We start from the raw sequence: 18,473 nt of genomic DNA, 5'->3' as shown, positions 1-18,473 counted from the left end.
GATGCCACGCGTACTGCTGATCGAGGACGACCCTTCCATCCGGGAAGGGGTCGGCCTCGGCCTGCGCCGCCGCGGCCACGAGGTGAGCGCCGCCGCCACCGGCGAGGAGGGACTGGCCCTCATGGCCGGCTTCCGCCCCGAGCTGGTCCTGCTGGACCTGATGCTGCCCGGCATCAACGGTGTACAGGTCTGCCGCCGGATCCGCGAGACCAGCCAGGTCCCGATCATCATGCTCACCGCGCGCGGCGACGACTTCGACATCGTCGTCGGCCTTGAGGCCGGAGCCGACGACTACATCGTCAAACCCGTCCGCACCGAGATCATCGAAGCCCGCGTCAAGGCCGTCCTGCGCCGCCTCAAGGGCCCCGGCGGCCTGCCCGGCGTGGAACGCCACGGCGAACTCGCCATCGACCGCGCCGGACTGACCGTCGCCAAGAACGGCGAACGCATCGCCCTCGCACCCAGCGAGATCAAACTCCTCCTCCACCTGTCCGCCACACCCGAACAGGTCTTCTCCCGGCAGCAGCTGCTGGAGTACGTGTGGGAGCACAGCTACCACGCCGACGCGCGGCTCGTGGACGCCTGCGTGCGCCGGCTCCGCAACAAGGTCGAGGACCCCGACCGCCACCCCCGCTACATACAGACCGTGCGGGGCTTCGGCTACCGCTTCGGCCCGCTGTAGACCGTGCGCCGCCTCCCGCCGCTCGGCCTGCGCACCCGGCTGATCGCCGCGTTCCTGCTCGTCGCCACCATCTGCGCCGTCAGCACCGCCGCCCTCACCTACCGGCAGGCCCGCAGGGCCGTGCTGACCCAGAGCCAGGACACCGCCGTCAGCACCCTGCGCGACCAGCTGGAAGGCCAGGGCATGAGCCTGCCCATGGACCGCCAGCAGCTCCAGCGCCTCGTCAACGACCTGGGCAAACGCGGAAAACCCCACTCCTGGGTGGTCTACGGGGAGTACGGCACCCTGCGCGCCTCCTCCAACGGCACCCCCACCACGTCCGCCGTCCTCACCGAGAAGCTCCGCGACCAGGTCGCCGCCAACCCGCACGGAGCCTTCCAACGGGTGGAGGACGCCCGCGGCGAGCCCTACCTCACCATCGGCATGCCCGCCGTCTTCACCCGCAACGGCAACCGCGAGCCCACCGGCGTCACCGTCTACGCCGTCATGCCGCTCACCAGCGAACAGCAGACCGTCGACGCCATGGTCGAAGCCGCCAAACAGGGCGCCGTACCGGGCCTGGCCATCTCCCTCGTACCCGCCCTGCTCGCCGCGCGCAGCGTCCTGCGCCCCGTACGCGACATGCGGCGCGCCGCACAGAACCTGGGCCGGGGCCGCCTCGACACCCGCATCACCGTCAGGGGCGCCGACGAACTCGCCGGCCTCGCCCGCACCTTCAACGAGACCGCGGGCGCCCTGGAGGAATCCGTCACCGAACTGCGGGAGGCCGAGGCCCGGGCCCGCCGCTTCGCCGCCGACGTCTCCCACGAACTGCGCACCCCGCTCGCCGGGATGCTCGCCGTCACCGAAGTGCTCGACGAGGACGCCGACGGCCTCGACCCCGACACCGCCAAGGCCCTGCGGCTGATCAGCACCGAGACCGGGAAACTCGCCGTCCTCGTCGAGGACCTGATGGAGATCTCCCGCTTCGACGCCCGCGCCGCCGAACTCAACCTCGACGACGTGGACGTCGCCGAAGCCGTCGGCAAGACCCTCGAACGCCGCCGCTGGGACGACGACCGGGTCACCACCGACCTCCCCGAAGGGATCCGCGCCCGGCTCGACCCGCGCCGCTTCGACGTGGTCCTCGCCAACCTCGTCGGCAACGCCCTGCGGCACGGCGAAGCCCCCGTACGGGTCCGCGTACGCGCCCAGGAACACCCCGGCGGGCCGCGCCTGCTGCTGGAGGTCGCCGACAGCGGACCGGGCATCGCCGAGGACGTCCTCCCGCACATCTTCGACCGCTTCTACAAGGCCGACGCCGCCCGCGCCCGCTCCGCCGGCAGCGGCCTCGGACTCGCCATCACCCTGGAGAACGTGCGGCTCCACGGCGGCACCCTGACCGCCGCCAACGCCCCCGACGGGGGAGCCGTGTTCACCCTCGACATGCCCCTGGAGGCCACCGCATGAGCCGGACGCGGACCCTCGCCCCGGCCGCGGCCCTGCTCGCCCCGGCCCTCCTGCTCACCGGCTGCGGGATCAAACCGACCGGCGTCGTGGAGAGCGGCGCGGCCGCCAAGGTGGCCGTCGCCGCACCCGCCCGCACCTCGATGGCCTACTTCGTCACCCCCGAGGGGCGACTGGTCCCCTCACCCCAGCCCGAACACACCCGCGACGGCCCCCGGGGCAGCCTGACGGGACTCCTCGGCGGCCCCGGAGCCCCGGAACTGGAAGCCGGACTCGGCACCCGGCTCCCCCCGGTCGACGGCAGGCAGCTGAACGAGATCGGCGTCGGCTTCACCGCCCGCGACCGGGTGGAGGCACGACTCCCCTTCCCCGTCGCCGACCTGGACCCCATCGGCCGCCGCCAGCTCGTGTGCAGCGCCCTGTCCACCCTCGCCCCCGCCTTCGACGTGGTGCTGCGCGGCACCGACACCGCCCTGGAGGCCGCACGCTGCGAACCCGGCGGCCGCGCCGACTGACACCCCCTTGCGGCCGGCCAGCCGCCCCGCCACCGTGTGGACCATGGAACGCGCCGCCCGGCCCACCGGCATCCCCGACGTCTTCGACCCCCGCGTCTACGCCGAGGGCGTCCCGCACGAGCGCTACCGGCTGCTGCGCGAACGGCACCCCGTGGCCTGGCAGGAGGAGCCCGGACTCCAGGGCTGGCCCGCCGGTCCCGGCTTCTGGGCCGTCACCCGGCACGCCGACGTCGTCCGCGTCCTGCGCGACCACACCGCGTACTCCTCCTGGCTCGGCGCCACCCAGATCCGCGACCCCGACCCCGCCGACCTGCCGTTCCTGCGCAGCACCATGCTCAACCAGGACCCTCCGGACCACGGCCGGCTGCGCCGCCTGGTCTCCCGCGCCTTCACCCCCGCCCGGGTCGACGCCTTCGCGGACCGCGCCCGCGAGCGCGCCCGCACCCTCCTCGCCGCCGCCCGGGACGCCGCCGAGGACGGCGGCGCCGACGTGGTGCGCGCCGTCACCGACGAGTACGCCCTGCTCAACCTCACCGACCTGCTCGGCGTCCCGCCCGCCGACCGGGGCCTGCTGCTGGAGTGGACCGTGCGCGTCATCGGCTACCAGGACCCCGAAGACGCCCCCGAACCCCTCCTCGGCCCCGACGGCACACCGCTGAACCCGCGCTCCCCGGCCCTGCTCGGCGAGATGTTCGGCTACGCCCGGGAACTGGCCGCGCACAAACGCGCCCACCCCGGCGACGACGTGATGACCGCCCTCGCACAGGCCGGACTGGCCCCCGCCGAACTGGAGATGTTCTTCTTCCTGCTCACCGTCGCGGGCAACGACACCGTACGCAGCGCCGCGCCCGGCGGCCTCCTCGCCCTGGCCGCGGACCCCGACGCCTACCGGACCCTCGCCGACGGCAAGGCCCCCCTCGACCGGGCCGTCGAGGAACTCCTGCGCGTCCACCCGCCGGTGCTCAGCTTCCGCCGCACCGCCGCCCGCGACACCGAACTCGCCGGCACCCCGATCCGCGCCGGCGACAAGGTCGTGGTCTTCCACGCCTCCGCCAATCACGACGAGCGCGTCTTCACGGACCCGGACCGGCTCGACCTCGACCGCTCCCCGAACCCGCACGTCTCCTTCGGCGACGGCCCGCACGTCTGCCTCGGCGCCCACTTCGCCCGGCTCCAGCTGCGCACCCTCTACGAGGAGTGGCGCACGGCGATGCCCGCGCCCGAACTCACCGGCCCGCCGCGCCGGCTGGTGTCGAACTTCATCAACGGCATCACCCGGCTGCCGCTGCGGGTGTCCGCGCCGCGGCGGTGACGTCCGCCACCAGCTCCGTCACGTCCGGGCCGTAGGCGTCGGAGTTGACCACCTTCAGCACCAGGCAGAAGGACTTCCCGCGGTGCCCGCGCGCCAGCTCCTCGTGGTTGCGGGCCAGGTACCGGGCCGCCGCCTGGTTGCTGTTGGCGGTCTGCCCCGACAGCAGGAAGACCGGCCGCGCCCCCTGCCCGGTCGTCAGCCGGGCCAGCAGCACGTACTCGGCCAGGCCCGGCTCCCAGCGGTACGTATCCCCGCCGACGGCGATCGCCCCCCGGTCCGGGCCGGCCTCGGCCGACCGGTCGACCCGCACCCCCGGGAGCAGCGAGTGCAGGTGCGCCACCGTACGGGAGTTGGACGCGGGCCCGCCGACGCAGAACTCGGCGCGCTCGCCGAAGCCCTGCCGCGCCTCGTGGGTGACGACCTGCACCGTCGCGCCGCAGTCCTTTATCAGGGCCGATATCTCCAGCAGCGCGAAGGCGTCGTTGCGGTGCAGCGAGCTCTCCGTGCCGCCCATCTGGCGGTTCACCACGAACAGGCAGTCCGCCCCGGTCGGCAGTCCGAAGAACGCCTGCTTGCGGCGGAGCGCCCGCCGCCACAGGTACGTCCGCGCGAACCAGCCGAAACCGCCGCTGACAGCGGTGGCCACCACCCCGAGCACGATGTTGCGCACGTCGTCGTTCATGCGGCGGATGGTAGCCGTCACGCCGCCGTCATGACGCGGCCCGCCCCGTGAAGTTAGGCTGCCGACCCTAGGTCTGACAGGCAGTCGACTGGAGGAACCGGATGCGCGCTTCCGCCGCACGTCAGTTAGCGTTCGCAGCCCTCGCCGGGGCGCTCGTCTCCACCGGGGCCGCCGCCCCGCCGCAGCAGGCCCCCGCCCCGCCCAAGGTGCCCGTCGCCGCCGGCTACGGCGGGGCCGTCGCCAGCGTCGACGCGGACGCCTCCGCCGCCGGCATCGCCGTACTGCGGGCCGGCGGGAACGCCGTGGACGCGGCCGTCGCAGTCGCCGCCGCGCTCGGGGTCACCGAGCCGTACTCCGCCGGGATCGGCGGGGGCGGCTACTTCGTCTACTACGACGCCTCCTCCCGCCGGGTGCACACCATCGACGGCCGCGAGACCGCGCCCGCGACGGCCACCGCCACCCTCTTCCAGGAGAACGGCGTCCCCATCCCCTTCGCAGAGGGCCAGACCAGCGGCCGCTCGGTCGGCGTCCCCGGCACCCCCGCCACCTGGAAGAGCGCCCTCGACGCCTGGGGCAGCCGCCCGCTGGCCCAGCTCCTGCGCCCCGCCGAGAAGCTGGCGCGCGACGGCTTCAAGGTCGACGGCACCTTCCGCGCCCAGACCGAGGCCAACCAGGACCGCTTCAAGGACTTCCCCGCCACCCGCGAGCTGTTCCTGCCCGGCGGCCAACTGCCCGTCGTCGGATCCACGTTCAAGAACCCGGACCTCGCCGCCACCTACGCCGAACTCGCCCGCAAGGGCACCGGCGCGCTCTACCGGGGCCCGATCGCCGAGGACATCGTCAACACCGTCCGCAAGCCCCCCGTCGACCCGGCCGCCACCCGCAACGTCCGCCCCGGCGACCTGACCACCGCCGACCTGCGCGCGTACGCCACCAAGAGGCAGGCCCCGACGCAGGTCGGCTACCGGGGCCTGGACGTCTACAGCATGGCGCCGTCCTCCTCCGGCGGCACCACCGTCGGCGAGGCGCTCAACATCCTGGAGCGCACCGACCTTTCGCGGCTGTCCCAGACGCAGTACCTGCACCGCTACATCGAGGCCTCCCGGATCGCCTTCGCCGACCGGGGACGCTGGGTCGGCGACCCGGCCGCCGAATCCGTGCCCACCCGCGAGCTGCTCTCCCAGCGGTTCGCGGACTCGCGCGCCTGCCTCATCAAGCCCGACCGTACGCTGACCAGCCCGCTGGCCCCCGGCGACCCCCGCAACCCGGTCCCCTGCGCCACCACGGGCGAGACCGCCCCCACCACCTACGAGGGGGAGAACACCACGCACCTGACGGTCGCCGACCGCTGGGGCAACGTGGTGTCCTACACCCTGACCATCGAGTCCACCGGCGGCAGCGCCATCACCGTCCCCGGGCGGGGCTTCCTGCTCAACAACGAGCTGACCGACTTCTCCTTCGCCCCGGCGGCCCCCGGGGTCCCCGACCCGAACCTGCCCGGCCCGGGCAAGCGCCCGCGCTCGTCCATGTCCCCGACCATCGTCCTGGAGCACGGCCGTCCGGTCCTCGCCGTCGGCTCCCCGGGCGGCGCCACCATCATCACCACCGTCCTGCAGACCCTGACCGGCCACCTGGACCGGGGCCTGCCGCTGGTCGACGCCATCGCGGCCCCGCGCGCCAGCCAGCGCAACCAGACCACCACCGAGCTGGAACCGGGGCTGTGGAACAGCCCGCTGCGCACCGAGCTGGAGGCCCTGGGCCAGGCCTTCCGGCAGAACCCGGAGATCGGCGCCGCGACCGGCGTCCAGCGGCTGCCGGACGGCCGCTGGCTGGCGGCGGCCGAGACCACCCGCCGGGGCGGCGGCTCGGCGATGGTCGTACGGCCGTACGGCGCGCCGTAGCGGCTCCGCGTCCCACGGGTCACGCCGCCCCGCGGCGTGACCCGTGCGGCACCCGGTCCCGGGCAGCCGCCTACGCGGACGCGGGGCCGGACAGCACGAAGCCGGCGTACCCGCTGCGGGCCGCGGCGTCGCACTGCGCCCGGTACCGGTCCAGCCCGCCCGCGTAGGCCAGGAACACCCGCGGCTTGCCCGGTACGTTCGCTCCCGTGTACCAGGAGTCCACGGCCGCGTAGAGCGTCCGGCCGGCGACCTCCGCCACGTGGGCGACCCAGGCCTCCTCGGCCTCCGGCGCCGCGTCGATCTCCGTGAGGCCGCTGCGCCCCAGGTGGGCGATGCAGTCGGTGATCCACTCCACCTGCTGTTCCAGGGACACCGCGATGTTGGTGAGGACGGACGGGCTGAGCGGGCCGACGACGGTGAACAGGTTGGGGAAGCCGGCCGACATGAGCCCCAGATGGTGCCGCGGGCCGTCCGCCCACTTCTCCCGGAGCGTCACGCCGCCCTTGCCGGTGATGTCGATGGCCAGCTGGGAGCCGGTCAGGGCGTCGAAGCCGGTGGCGAAGACGATCGTGTCGAAGGGGTGCTCCCCGTCCGAGGTCAGGACGCCCCGGGGCGTGATCCTTTCGATCGGCGTCGTGCGCAGGTCCACCAGCCGCACGTGCGGCCGGTTGTACGTGGCGTAGTAGCCGGTGTCCAGGCAGGGCCGCTTGGTCGCGAAGGGGAACGTCCGCGGGGAGAGGAGTTCGGCCGTCGCGGGGTCGGTGACGACCGACCGGATCTTGGACCGGACGAACTCGGCCACGGTCTCGTTGGCCTTCGCGTCGGTCAGGACGTCGGTGTAGGTGCGGAGCAGTCCGCTGAGCAGTCCCGAGCTCCAGGCGGCTTCGTAGGCGGCCGTGCGTTCCGCCTCGTCCGCCTCCAGGGCCGACCGGGTCGGCGGTTCGAAGACGGTCCCGCCCCGGGAGAGCCGCTGGGCCTGCCGGAACTCCGGGTACCGGGCCTTGAGGGCGGCGGTCTCCGCGCTCCGCAGCGGGCGGTTGTGGGCCGGGAGCGCGTAGGCGGGGGTGCGCTGGAAGACGGTGAGCGCGGCGGCCTCCTCGGCGATGACGGGGACGGCCTGGACGCCCGAGCAGCCGGTTCCGATGACGGCGACCCGGCGGCCGGCGAAGGAGACCTCCTCACGGGGCCAGCGGGCGGTGTGGTGGAGGTCCCCCGTGAAGGTGTGCGCCCCGGGGATCCCGGGGTCCTTGGGGCGGGACATGCAGCCCGAGGCCAGGACGAGGAACCGGGCGGTGACGGTCCGGCCGGTGTCCGTGGCGACCTGCCAGGCGTGCCGTTCCTCGTCGTACGCGGCGCGGGTGACCCGCGTGCGCAGGCTGACGTGCTCGCGCAGGCCGAAGCGGTCGGCGACGTGCTGGACGTAGCGCAGGATCTCCGGCTGGGACGCGTAGCGCTCGCTCCACTCCCACTCCTGGTCCAGCTCGGGGGAGAAGGAGTACGAGTACGAGGTGCTCTCGACGTCGCAGCGCGCGCCGGGGTACCGGTTCCAGTACCAGGTGCCGCCGATGTCGTCTCCCGCTTCGAAGACCACCGTCTCCAGGCCGAGTTCGCGCAGTCTGTACAGCTGGTAGAGGCCGGAGAGCCCGGCCCCGACCACGACGGCGTCGACCGGGCGGGCGGAGGTGTCGTCCATCGGTGTCCCTCCCCGAGGGTGGCGTGGTGTGACATGAGGGGTGTGGTGGCGCGGTGGCGGCGGAGGCGCCCGGCGCAGGAGCGACATCCTGGTGCACACCGGGCGTCACGGGAAGGGGAGTTATTCACCCGTACGGCTTTTCCCCATTTCCTTGGCCGGATATCGCCGGATCCGGCGACACCGTGAAGAATGCGCCACTTTCCCGCATGCGGGCGCCGCTTGGCCATTATGCGACGGTGACTTGAACCCCGGCCCTGAGGTAATCTCCAGGCAAAGAGGTGTTCGCGTGGTCGTCAAGCGCACCCGTTGGCGTCCTGCCGCCCCGCTATGGGTGCGGGCGTCGGCCCATTTCGAATCGCCTCGCTTCACATCACCGCGTCGACGATGACGCGGAAGCACCGGCGTGCGCCCTCGGCGTGCGCCGGCACATCCATCGACTGATGACCTGAACACACCGCGCCCGGCTCCCCCATGGCCCTGGCGCAGGAGAAAGGCCACCATGAAGTCCCTGGTTGACCACGCACGGTCCTTTGCCGCCCAAGTGGCGGAACGTGCCGACGAGTTCACCGTTCTCGGCGCCGGGCAGAGTCCCGAAGCGCTGTTCATCACCTGCTCCGACTCCCGCGTGGTGCCATCGCTGTTCACCGGCGCCCGCCCCGGTGAACTGTTCGAGCTCCGCACGGCGGGCAACATCGTGCCCGACTACCGCGGCCACCACCCCGCCGCCGAGACGGCCACCATCGAGTACGCGGTCAGAGTGCTCGGGGTCCGCGACGTCATCGTGTGCGGGCACTCCCACTGCGGTGCGGTCAACGCCCTGGTGAGCGGCGGCGACCTCACCGGCCTGCCCGCGGTGCGGGGCTGGCTGGAGCACGCGGCCGGCCGGCCCGAGACGACCGAACCCCTCGCCCCGGACCTCGCCGAGGCCGTCCAGCGCCACGCCGTGACCCAGCTGGAGCGGCTGCACACGCACCCGTGCGTCGCGGAGCGGGTGGCGGACGGCACCTTGGGGGTCCACGCCTGGTACTACGAGGTCCACACCGGAGCCGTGCAGGTGTACGGGCCGCACGACGGCTCCTTCAGGCCGCTGTGATCCGCATCCGCCCGCCTCACGGGCCACCCGGTACACCGTCCCTCCAGCCCTGGCCACGCAAGGAAGTCCGCTGATGCCCCTCACCCTGAAGAAACCCCCTCATCTGCGGCGTGACGCGTTGGCCTCCCTCGTCGTCTTCCTGGTCGCCCTGCCCCTGTGCGTGGGCGTCGCCGTCGCCTCCGGAGTGCCCGCCGAACTCGGTCTGATCACCGGCATCGTCGGGGGCCTGGTCGTCGGCTTCCTGCCCGGCAGCTCCCTCCAGGTCAGCGGTCCGGCCGCGGGCCTGACCGTCCTGGTCTTCGAGGCCGTCCAGGAGTTCGGCCTCGGCACCCTGGGCCCCATCGTCCTGGCCTCCGGTCTGATCCAACTCCTGCTGGGCGCGTTCCGGTTCGGCCGCTTCTTCCGTGCCATCACGGTCGCGGTCGTGCAGGGGATGCTCGCGGGGATCGGGCTGGTGCTGATCTTCGGGCAGCTCTACACCATGGCCGACGTCAAGCAGCCCCGTTCCGGATTCGACAAGATCACCGGTCTGCCGGGTCTGGCCGTCGAGATCGCCCGCTCCGGTCCGGCCCTGACCGCGTTCGCCATCGGGGCGGGCACCATCGCCGTCCTCGTCCTGTGGAAGAAGCTCCCGGCCAGGGTCCAGGCGGTCCCCGCCCCGCTGGCCGCGGTCGCCCTGGCCACGGCCGTCACCGCGGCGGCCGGCTGGTCGGTCCCCCGTGTCGACGTACAAGGCCTGGTCTCGGCGATCCAGCCCCCGGGGATGTCCGACTTCGCCGCACTGGGCAGCCTCGCCGTCCTCGGCACGGTCATCGCCTTCGCCCTGATCGCCTCGGCCGAGAGCCTGTTCAGCGCGGCTGCGGTCGACCGGATGCACGACGGCCCGCGCACCGACTTCGACAAGGAACTGATGGCGCAGGGCGCGGGCAACGCCGTCTGCGGCGTGTTCGGCGCCCTCCCCCTGACCGCCGTCATCGTGCGCAGCGCCGCCAACGTCCAGGCCGGTGCCCGGACGAAGCTCTCCCGCATCCTGCACGGCCTGTGGCTCGTGCTGTTCGCCGCCCTCCTCCCGGCCGCGATCGGCGTCATCCCCCTGGCCGCGCTCGCCGGCGTCCTCGTCCACGCGGGCTGCAAGCTCATCCCCGTCAAGGACCTGCCGCCGCTGTGGCGTTCGCACCGGGGCGAGGTCGTGGTCCTGGCCGCCACCGCGATCGCCATCATCACCACGAGCATGTTCGAAGGCGTCCTCCTCGGCATCGCCCTCGCCGTGGTCAAGAGCGCCTGGGAGACCTCCCACGTGCAACTCAACGTCCACGAGACGACCGACGGCCGGTTCCTCGTCACCCTCACGGGGTCCGCCACCTTCCTGCGCCTGCCCCACATGCTCGAAACCCTCGAAGGGCTCCCCGCGGACCATCCCGTGGAACTCGACCTCTCGGAACTGCGGCACCTCGACCACGCCTGCCGCATCACCCTGGAGAACTGGGCGCAACAGCGCGGGGCCACCATCGGGGCACTCGCGAGAACCTGACCGACCGGAATTCCGAGGCCGGCGCCGATCCACGGCCCGGCCTTCGGCATGCGGGTGGTGAAAAGGCTCGGATCCGATCATCGATATCCCGGATCCGATGAAACCGCGCGCCCGAAAATCGCAGCGAAGGACGGCACTCTTTTCGGCCCCTCCCTGCCGGTTACGCGCCATCCCTTTGTCTCCTCTTGACCCTTGCTTGCCCTCTTCTTTAACTTGATGGAGCGGTGGCGGATGGCGATATCCGCCGCCCCCTTTCCCCATTACCGGAGGTATTGCCATGGAGCAGCTCATCCGCACGATGACCCAGGACGACGTCTGGCGCCGCTGGGTCGAGGCCAACTCCGTCCAGGGCGCGAAGGACGGGTGTATCAGCGCCTCGCCGAAGGAGGGCTGCATCAGCCTGGCCGGCAAGGCCGGCTGCATCTCCTGAAGCACGGGCCCCGGGCCGGAGCGCGGCGGAGGAAACGGTTCTCCGCCCGCCCGCCCGGTCCGGGGCCCGCACCCGGTGGACCCCCTCACGCCCCGGCCCTCGGGCCCCCGACCGAAAGTGGCCATGGACGGCACAGCCACCCCGACCGGTATCCCGCATTCGCAGGGCCTCCCGGTCCCCGACGTCATCGACTGCGTCCGGGACATCCCGGTCTACCGATCCGCCCTCGACCAGGGCGCGTTCCCCATCCTGGAGAAGCCCGAGATCGCCCGGGGCTTCCCGGACAACTGGATGACCCCGCGCCTGGCCGCCGCCCTGGAGTCCGGCGAAGCCGAGTACGTCTGGTCTACCGGCACCCACCACGCCCGCATGCGGCTCATCCGGCCGCCCTACTTCCTGCTGCGCTCCTACTACCGGCTGTGGAGCGAGCACCCCGACCTGGCGAAGACGTGGGAGAGCGGCTGCCTGCGGGTCTCGCTGACCACGGTCCTCGCCACCGAGCACGTGGCCCGCGTCAACGCCCGCCTGGGCGGCACCGAGCCGGCCGCCTCGCCGACCCTGGAGGACCGCAGGCTCGACGAGCGCACCCTGTACCTCAACACGCGCCTCGACCCCGCGCAGTGGGACCGGGCGGACGTCGAGCGCATGCTGGCAGAGATGCGCGCGGTCAGCTCCGCACACCCCGACGGGGCCTACCACCTGGACTGCTCCGGGTACCACCTCGCCCACCTGGTGCACCGCGCCGCGGAGTTCGGCCTGCTCGCGCCGGAGTCGTTCCCCCGGCCGGCCAGCATCGTCACCGCGTACGAGTACACCCCGGCCAACGTCCGGCGGTACCTCGCGCAGCGGTTCGGCGTGCCGGTGATCGACCTCTTCGGCAGCACCGAGCTGGGCTACCTCTACTACAGCGACCGTGACGGCCGCTACCACCCCTACCTGGACCGCATGGGCATCGAGCTCGTCCCGGTGGCCACCGGCAGCGGGATCCACAGCCTGATCGTCACCAGCATCCGCAACCCGTACATGCCGCTGGTGCGCTACCGCTCCGGCGACTGCGTCCGCACCTCGGACGGCAGCGCCGACCCGGCGAAGGTGGTCGCCTTCTGCGGGCGCGAGAAGGAACTGCTGGAAACCCCGCACGGCCCCGTCGCCCAGGCCGACCTCGACGAGCAGGTGGCCGCGACCGCACCGGAGGTCTTCCTCTACCGCCTCGAAGCGGACGGTGGCGGCCCCGGCTCCCCGGCGTTCCTGCGCTACACCACCTTCGACGGGCGGTCGCTGCCCGCCGAACGGGCCACCGCGCTCGCCGACCGGCTCACCGTTCTCACCGGACGCCCGTGCGGCACCGGGCACGCCGCCCACCTGCCGATCGGCGCGTCGGGAAAGTACGCCTGGCTGGCGACCGCCACCGACCTCCCGGGAGACACCGCATGAGCCCCCGTGTGACGCCCGAAGCACTGCGGGCCCTGCTCGGCGAGCCGCTCCACGAGGAGGCGGTGCGGTACGCCGAGCGCCGCACCGGCGTCGAGCGGCCGTACGCCGAACGCCAGGTGCTGGAATGCCTGCGCCACCTCTACCTCGTCTCCGCCCACCCCGGCCGGCTCGGCGGGCTGTTCCTGCCCGTAGAGCAGGACATCGACGAGATCTGGCACTACCTCATCCTCCAGACCCGCGAGTACCGCGCGCTGTGCGAGGACCGGCTGCCGGGGGGCTTCTTCGTCCACCACCGCAGCATCGGGTACGAGGAGTACCAGGCCGAGCCCGGGCGCGAGCGGGCGGTCGAGGAGGCGCTGCGCTGGATCCCGCTGTACTGCGCGGAGTTCGGCCCCGTCGACGAGGGGATCCTGCCGCACTGGACGATCGTCCGCTTCCTGCACGAGGGGCTGAACCTGTCCCTCGCCGAGATCTCGGCACTCGAAGCGGTCCCGGAGCCGGCCGGGAGCTGACACCCCTAGGGGGCGGTGAGGACCCTCGGGCCGCGGGTGGTGATCGCGACCGTGTGCTCGGCGTGGGCGGCGCGGGAGCCGTCGGTGGTGCGCAGGGTCCAGCCGTCGGGGTCGCAGACGTAGTCGTCGCTACCGCCCGCGATCAGCATCGGCTCGATCGCGATGACCATCCCGGGGCGCAGCCTCGTGCCGCGCCCCGGCGGTCCCTCGTTGGGGACGCCCGGGTCCTCGTGCATGCTGCGGCCGACGCCGTGGCCGCCGAAGCCCTCGGGGATCCCGTACCCGGCGGAGCGGCAGACGGTGCCGATGGCGTGGGCGATGTCGCCGATCCGGTTCCCGGGGACGGCGGCCGCGATGCCGGCGGCGAGGGCCCGCTCGGCAGTCTCCACGAGGCGCAGGTCCTCCGGGCGGGGGCGGCCGACGGTGAAGCTGACGGCCGCGTCCCCGACCCAGCCGCGCAGCTTCGCCCCGCAGTCGATGCTCACGAGGTCCCCGTCGCGCAGCCGGTAGCCGTCGGGGACGCCGTGGACGATCGCGTCGTTGACCGAGGCGCAGACCACGGCCGGGAAGGGCACCGGCGCGAAGTGCGGCCGGTAGCCGAGGAAGGGGGAGGTGGCGCCGGCCTCGCGCAGGACGCCGCGGGCCACCGCGTCCAGCTCCAGCAGGGACACCCCGACGGCCGCGGCTTCGCGTACGGCGGCCAGGGCCCGCGCCACCACCCGGCCGGCGGCGCGCATCTCGTCGATCGATCTGTCGGTCTTCAGTTGAACCATACCAATAACTATACCGGTATTTGTTTACCGGGATAGTTATTGGCGGACGGGGTAGGATGGGGGCATGGTCCGCACCCCCCTGACACCCGAAGAGCGCGAGCGCGGCGAGCGCCTGGGCACCCTGCTGCGCGAGGCGCGCGCAGGCCGCAGCATGGTCGAGGTCGCGGCCGGCGCCGGACTCTCCGCCGAGACCCTCCGCAAGATCGAGACGGGCCGGGCGCCCACCCCCGCCTTCTTCACGGTCGCCGCCCTGGCCGGCGTCCTCGGCCTCTCCTTGGACGAGGTCGTACGCCGCTGCGCGCTCGTCCCGGCCTGACGCGGCAACCGCCCCTGCCCGGGCGTGTCCGGCGGCCGGACGGCCCAACGGGTGTTGCGGGTTCCCGTATCCGGGAACCGGTGAAGGCGTGTCAGTGATGAACGCAGCCAAACGCCTCGGCCTCGCACTCCTCGGCGCCCTCCTCGCGGCCGCCCTGCTGGCCGCCGCGTGTGCCACCCCCGGAGGGCGGACCGACGCGGGTTCGCCGTCAAGGTTTGAGATTTCCGTAGCCCGCCCGTAACACGGGTGGGATGCAATGCGTGCATGGAGACGCCGACTGCGCTGGTGATCGGGCAACTCACGGACTACCTGCGGGGGTTGACGCAGCGACTGGATCCCGGGGCCGGCTGGTACGGGGAGTTCCTGCGGCGGGACCCGGAGGGGATGCGCGCCTGCCTCGACGGGGTCGCGGTGCCGCCGTGGGACGTACTCGAATCCCTGCTCGGCGACCTGCCGGGCGGCGCGGCGGGCGGAGCGGCGGGCGAGGCGGCGTACGCGGCCGCGCTGCGGGCGGCCGCGGTCGCCGCGTGGGACGCCGTGCCGGGCGCCGCGGGGGAGCTGCGCACCCTGCTCGACGCCACCGCCGCCCAGCGGGCCGGCCTGGACCGGGCGCTGCACACCCTGACCGCCCGGCTCGCCGGCACCGGGGACCCGGGGGAGGCGGCCGCCCTCAACCGGGAGCTGGCCTGGACCCGCGACGACGCGGCCCGCGCCGCCGCCCGCCACGCGGACCTGCAATCCCGACTCGCCACCCTCGGGCCGGCCGCCCCGAGCCCGGGGCCGGGTCACCAGCCGGGCCCGGGGCCGCAGCCGTGGCCCCTGCCGCCGGAGCCGGAACGGGAGCCGGGCCCGCATCGGGGATGGCAGCCGGTTTCGCAGTCGAGCCCCGGACCGGAGTCCCGGCCGGGCCCGGGTAGGGAGTCGGGGTCGCAGACCGGGCCGCAGCCGCAGCCGCAGCCGCAGCCGGGCCCGGGGCCGGAGCGCGGGCCGGGTTCGCAGGCGGAGGCCGAGGCGTTGCCCGCCGTGCCCGCGCAGCGGGAGGGTGGGCGGTGGCTGCGCGGGGCCCGGCGGGGCGGGGGTGCCCGGTACGCGGGGGCGCCGCAGGACGCCGCCGACGCAGCGGTATCCGCGCCGGGCGGGGCGCTCCCGCCGCCCGGCCTGCCGGGGGAGCCCGCCGGGGCCGTCCCGGACCTTCCGGTGCCCCCGCCGCGCGGTGCCCGCTACCTCCGCCCGGCCGTACCGGAGACCGCGCCCGCCACCCCCGACGAGCCCTCCGTGTGGGACGCCCCCGCCCCGGAACCCGCCCCGGAACCCGCCCGGGCGGCCGGCCCCCGCGGCGGGTTCACCGCCGAGCTGCTCGCGCTGCGCGCCCAGGGCCGCGGCGGCGAGGCCCACGCCCTGCTCTGCGAGGCCGCCGCCTGGCCCGCCGCCGAACTGCCCGCCCTCGCCGCCGAGCTCGGCCGCGCGGGCCTCGCCGCCGACTGGGCCACCCTGCTCTGGGAGGCGGCCTCGCTCCCGCCCGACCGGCTCGCCGCGGCGGCCGCCGCCCTCGGCGAGGCGGGCCGGGAGGCCGACTGCGACGGGCTGCTGCGCCAGGGTGTGGCCCGCCCCGCCGCGGAGGTGGCCGAAGCCGCCCTCGTCCTCGGCGCGGCCGGCCGGGACCGCGAGGCCCAGGCCCTGCTCGGTGCCTTCGTCCGGCTGCGCACCGCCGAGGAGGCGGCCGGTCTGGCCCGCCGGGACCCGCACTGGTTCGCCCCCCGGCTGCTGCGCGCCGCCCGGGCCCTGTCCGCCACCCGGCACCGCGACCTGGCGCACGCCCTGCGGGTGGCCGGTATCCCGATGGCCTGAACCGCCCGTCTGCTGACCGCAAACGCCCACGTGGCGACGTAACGTGATCGACTACTCCAATCGCGCAAGGCGGTCTTGCCCCACGCTGTGACGAGGCCTACCTTCGACTCCCTACGCACACCGTCTACGTGCGTAGAAGCCGGCGTTCCCGTCGCGAGGAGCAGCTCATGGCCCAAGTCGTCCGCGCCGCACTCGTCCAGGCCACCTGGACCGGAGACACCGAGTCGATGATCGCCAAGCACGAGGCGCACGCCCGCCGGGCCGCCGCCCAGGGCGCGCAGATCATCGGATTCCAGGAGGTGTTCAACGCCCCCTACTTCTGCCAGGTCCAGGAGCCCGAGCACTACCGCTGGGCCGAGCCCGTCCCCGACGGGCCCACCGTGCGCCGGATGCAGGAGCTGGCCCGCGAGACCGGCATGGTGATCGTCGTCCCGGTCTTCGAGCTGGAGAGCGAGGGCTTCTACTACAACACCGCCGCCGTCATCGACGCCGACGGCAGCTACCTCGGCAAGTACCGCAAACACCACATCCCGCAGGTCAAGGGCTTCTGGGAGAAGTACTACTTCCGCCCGGGCAACCTCGGCTGGCCCGTCTTCGACACCGCCGTCGGCAAGGTGGGCGTCTACATCTGCTACGACCGCCACTTCCCCGAGGGCTGGCGCCAACTCGGGCTGGGCGGCGCGCAGCTGGTCTACAACCCGTCCGCCACCTCCCGGGGCCTGTCGGCGTACCTGTGGCAGCTGGAACAGCCCGCCTCCGCCGTCGCCAACGAGTACTTCGTCGCCGCCATCAACCGCGTCGGCCAGGAGGAGTACGGGGACAACGACTTCTACGGAACCAGCTACTTCGTCGACCCGCGCGGCCAGTTCGTCGGCGAGGTCGCCAGCGACAAGGAGGAGGAACTCCTCGTCCGCGACCTGGACTTCGACCTGATCAAGGAGGTCCGCGACCAGTGGGCCTTCTACCGCGACCGCCGCCCCGACGCCTACGGAGGACTCGTACAGCCGTGACCAACCCCATCCCGCTGCACAGCCGCCACCGCACCGTCCTGCCCGACTGGCTCGCGCTCTACTACGACCGCCCCATCGAGCTCACCCACGGCGAGGGCCGCCACGTCTGGGACGCCGACGGCAACCGCTACCTCGACTTCTTCGGCGGCATCCTCACCACGATGACCGCCCACGCGCTGCCCGAGGTCACCAAGGCCGTCGCCGAACAGGCCGGGCGGATCATCCACTCCTCCACCCTGTACCTCAACCGGCCGATGATCGAGCTGGCAGAGCGGGTCGCCGCCCTGTCCGGCATCCCGGACGCACGGGTCTTCTTCACCACCTCCGGCACCGAGGCCAACGACACGGCCCTGCTGCTCGCCACCACGTACCGCCGTTCCAACCAGATCCTGGCGATGCGCAACAGCTACCACGGCAGGTCCTTCTCCACCGTCTCCATCACCGGCAACCGGGGCTGGTCCCCGACCAGCCTCTCCCCGCTCCAGACGTACTACGTCCACGGCGCGGTCCGCACCCGGGGCCCCTTCGCCGGCCTCGACGACGCCGCCTTCACCGCCGCGGCCGTCGCCGACCTGGAAGACGTACTCGGCCAGGCGCGCGGGGGAGTGGCCGCGCTCATCGCCGAACCGGTCCAGGGCGTCGGCGGGTTCACCTCGCCCCCCGACGGGCTGTACGGGGCCTTCCGCGAGGTCCTCGACCGGCACGGCATCCTGTGGATCAGTGACGAGGTGCAGACCGGCTGGGGCCGCACCGGCGACAACTTCTGGGGCTGGCAGGCCCACGCGCAGAACGGCCCGCCGGACATCCTCACCTTCGCCAAGGGCATCGGCAACGGCATGTCCATCGGCGGGGTCGTCGCCCGCGCCGAGGTGATGAACTGCCTCGACTCCAACTCCATCTCCACCTTCGGCGGCTCCCCGGTCACCATGGCGGCCGGCCTCGCCAACCTCGCCTACCTCCTCGACCACGACCTCCAGGGCAACGCCCGCCGCGTCGGCGGCCTGCTCCTGGAGCGGCTGCGCGCCGTCACCGCCTCCGTCCCCGCCGTACGGGAGGTCCGCGGCCGGGGCCTGATGGCCGGCATCGAACTGACGAAGCCCGGCACCGACCAGGCCGACCCGCAGGCGGCCGCCGCCGTCCTGGAGGCCGCCCGGGAGCGCGGGCTGCTCCTCGGCAAGGGCGGCGGGCACAACACCAGCGTGCTGCGCATCGCGCCGCCGCTCTCCCTCACCGTCGCCGAGGCGGAAGAGGGGGCCGAGATCCTCGGACAGGCGCTGGCCGGCATCCGGTAGGGG

Annotated in this window: 17 protein-coding genes; 14 read left to right on the top strand and 3 right to left on the bottom strand. The window is 73.4% G+C overall.

Annotated elements, in window-relative coordinates; all coding sequences use genetic code 11:
• The first annotated feature begins 1 nt into the window (after nucleotide 1).
• Genes OG553_RS05290 through OG553_RS05275 form a run of 4 tightly spaced genes read left to right on the top strand, consistent with a single transcriptional unit; the run spans nucleotide 2 to nucleotide 3,955 of the window.
• Nucleotides 2-682, top strand: a complete 681-nt coding sequence (locus OG553_RS05290; RefSeq protein ID WP_405977854.1) for a response regulator — start codon at nucleotides 2-4, stop codon at nucleotides 680-682.
• 3 nt (nucleotides 683-685) lie between these two features.
• Entirely contained in the window at nucleotides 686-2,131 is a 1,446-nt protein-coding gene (locus OG553_RS05285) for an ATP-binding protein (RefSeq protein WP_405977853.1), read from the top strand.
• Complete coding sequence (locus OG553_RS05280) at nucleotides 2,128-2,643, top strand: hypothetical protein (protein ID WP_405977852.1); 516 nt, start codon at nucleotides 2,128-2,130, stop codon at nucleotides 2,641-2,643. Before OG553_RS05285 ends, OG553_RS05280 begins: the two co-directional genes overlap by 4 nt.
• A 43-nt stretch (nucleotides 2,644-2,686) precedes the next feature.
• A complete protein-coding gene (locus OG553_RS05275) occupies nucleotides 2,687-3,955 on the top strand; it encodes a cytochrome P450 (protein ID WP_405977851.1) in 1,269 nt (422 codons plus the stop codon).
• On the opposite strand, the gene OG553_RS05270 is transcribed toward OG553_RS05275, so the two are convergent.
• On the bottom strand, nucleotides 3,915-4,637 hold the full coding sequence (locus OG553_RS05270; RefSeq protein ID WP_405977850.1) for a hypothetical protein: 723 nt from the start codon (nucleotides 4,635-4,637) through the stop codon (nucleotides 3,915-3,917). The two genes, OG553_RS05275 and OG553_RS05270, sit on opposite strands and share 41 nt — an antisense overlap.
• Nucleotides 4,638-4,738: 101 nt before the next feature.
• On the opposite strand from OG553_RS05270, the gene ggt reads away from it, so the two are divergent.
• A complete protein-coding gene (ggt, locus tag OG553_RS05265; RefSeq protein WP_405977849.1) occupies nucleotides 4,739-6,538 on the top strand; it encodes a gamma-glutamyltransferase in 1,800 nt (599 codons plus the stop codon).
• Nucleotides 6,539-6,608: 70 nt separating this feature from the next.
• Here the strand turns inward: ggt and OG553_RS05260 are convergent, their stop codons facing one another.
• Entirely contained in the window at nucleotides 6,609-8,231 is a 1,623-nt protein-coding gene (locus OG553_RS05260; RefSeq protein WP_405977848.1) for a flavin-containing monooxygenase, read from the bottom strand.
• Nucleotides 8,232-8,730: 499 nt separating this feature from the next.
• On the opposite strand from OG553_RS05260, the gene OG553_RS05255 reads away from it, so the two are divergent.
• The 5 genes from OG553_RS05255 (at nucleotide 8,731) to OG553_RS05235 (ending at nucleotide 13,231) form a co-directional block, all read left to right on the top strand.
• Nucleotides 8,731-9,324 (top strand): carbonic anhydrase, encoded by a 594-nt coding sequence (locus OG553_RS05255; protein WP_405977847.1) that lies wholly within the window; start codon nucleotides 8,731-8,733, stop codon nucleotides 9,322-9,324.
• A 73-nt stretch (nucleotides 9,325-9,397) separates the two neighbouring features.
• Nucleotides 9,398-10,855, top strand: a complete 1,458-nt coding sequence (locus tag OG553_RS05250; RefSeq protein ID WP_405977846.1) for a SulP family inorganic anion transporter — start codon at nucleotides 9,398-9,400, stop codon at nucleotides 10,853-10,855.
• A gap of 277 nt (nucleotides 10,856-11,132) precedes the next feature.
• The gene (locus tag OG553_RS05245; protein WP_405977845.1) at nucleotides 11,133-11,285 is read left to right on the top strand and encodes a hypothetical protein; all 153 of its coding nucleotides are present in this window, start codon (nucleotides 11,133-11,135) and stop codon (nucleotides 11,283-11,285) included.
• A 123-nt stretch (nucleotides 11,286-11,408) separates the two neighbouring features.
• Nucleotides 11,409-12,719, top strand: a complete 1,311-nt coding sequence (locus tag OG553_RS05240; protein WP_405977844.1) for a hypothetical protein — start codon at nucleotides 11,409-11,411, stop codon at nucleotides 12,717-12,719.
• Nucleotides 12,716-13,231, top strand: coding sequence for a hypothetical protein (locus OG553_RS05235; RefSeq protein ID WP_405977843.1), 516 nt, complete (start codon nucleotides 12,716-12,718; stop codon nucleotides 13,229-13,231). Before OG553_RS05240 ends, OG553_RS05235 begins: the two co-directional genes overlap by 4 nt.
• A 5-nt stretch (nucleotides 13,232-13,236) precedes the next feature.
• Here the strand turns inward: OG553_RS05235 and map are convergent, their stop codons facing one another.
• On the bottom strand, nucleotides 13,237-14,004 hold the full coding sequence (gene map, locus OG553_RS05230; RefSeq protein ID WP_405977842.1) for a type I methionyl aminopeptidase: 768 nt from the start codon (nucleotides 14,002-14,004) through the stop codon (nucleotides 13,237-13,239).
• 64 nt (nucleotides 14,005-14,068) lie between these two features.
• Between map and OG553_RS05225 the strand changes: the two genes are divergently transcribed.
• The 4 genes from OG553_RS05225 (at nucleotide 14,069) to OG553_RS05210 (ending at nucleotide 18,470) form a co-directional block, all read left to right on the top strand.
• Nucleotides 14,069-14,320, top strand: a complete 252-nt coding sequence (locus OG553_RS05225; protein ID WP_401248030.1) for a helix-turn-helix domain-containing protein — start codon at nucleotides 14,069-14,071, stop codon at nucleotides 14,318-14,320.
• A gap of 264 nt (nucleotides 14,321-14,584) precedes the next feature.
• On the top strand, nucleotides 14,585-16,168 hold the full coding sequence (locus tag OG553_RS05220; RefSeq protein WP_405977841.1) for a hypothetical protein: 1,584 nt from the start codon (nucleotides 14,585-14,587) through the stop codon (nucleotides 16,166-16,168).
• Between the two features lie 167 nt (nucleotides 16,169-16,335).
• The gene (locus OG553_RS05215; protein WP_405977840.1) at nucleotides 16,336-17,178 is read left to right on the top strand and encodes a nitrilase-related carbon-nitrogen hydrolase; all 843 of its coding nucleotides are present in this window, start codon (nucleotides 16,336-16,338) and stop codon (nucleotides 17,176-17,178) included.
• On the top strand, nucleotides 17,175-18,470 hold the full coding sequence (locus OG553_RS05210; protein WP_405977839.1) for an aspartate aminotransferase family protein: 1,296 nt from the start codon (nucleotides 17,175-17,177) through the stop codon (nucleotides 18,468-18,470). Before OG553_RS05215 ends, OG553_RS05210 begins: the two co-directional genes overlap by 4 nt.
• The last annotated feature ends 3 nt before the right edge of the window (nucleotides 18,471-18,473 follow it).

This window comes from Streptomyces sp. NBC_00158 (assembly GCF_045160885.1).
Taxonomy (GTDB): Bacteria; Actinomycetota; Actinomycetes; order Streptomycetales; family Streptomycetaceae; genus Streptomyces.
The sequence above is the reverse complement of the archived record's forward strand: the minus strand, read 5'-3'. Positions and strand labels throughout refer to the sequence as shown.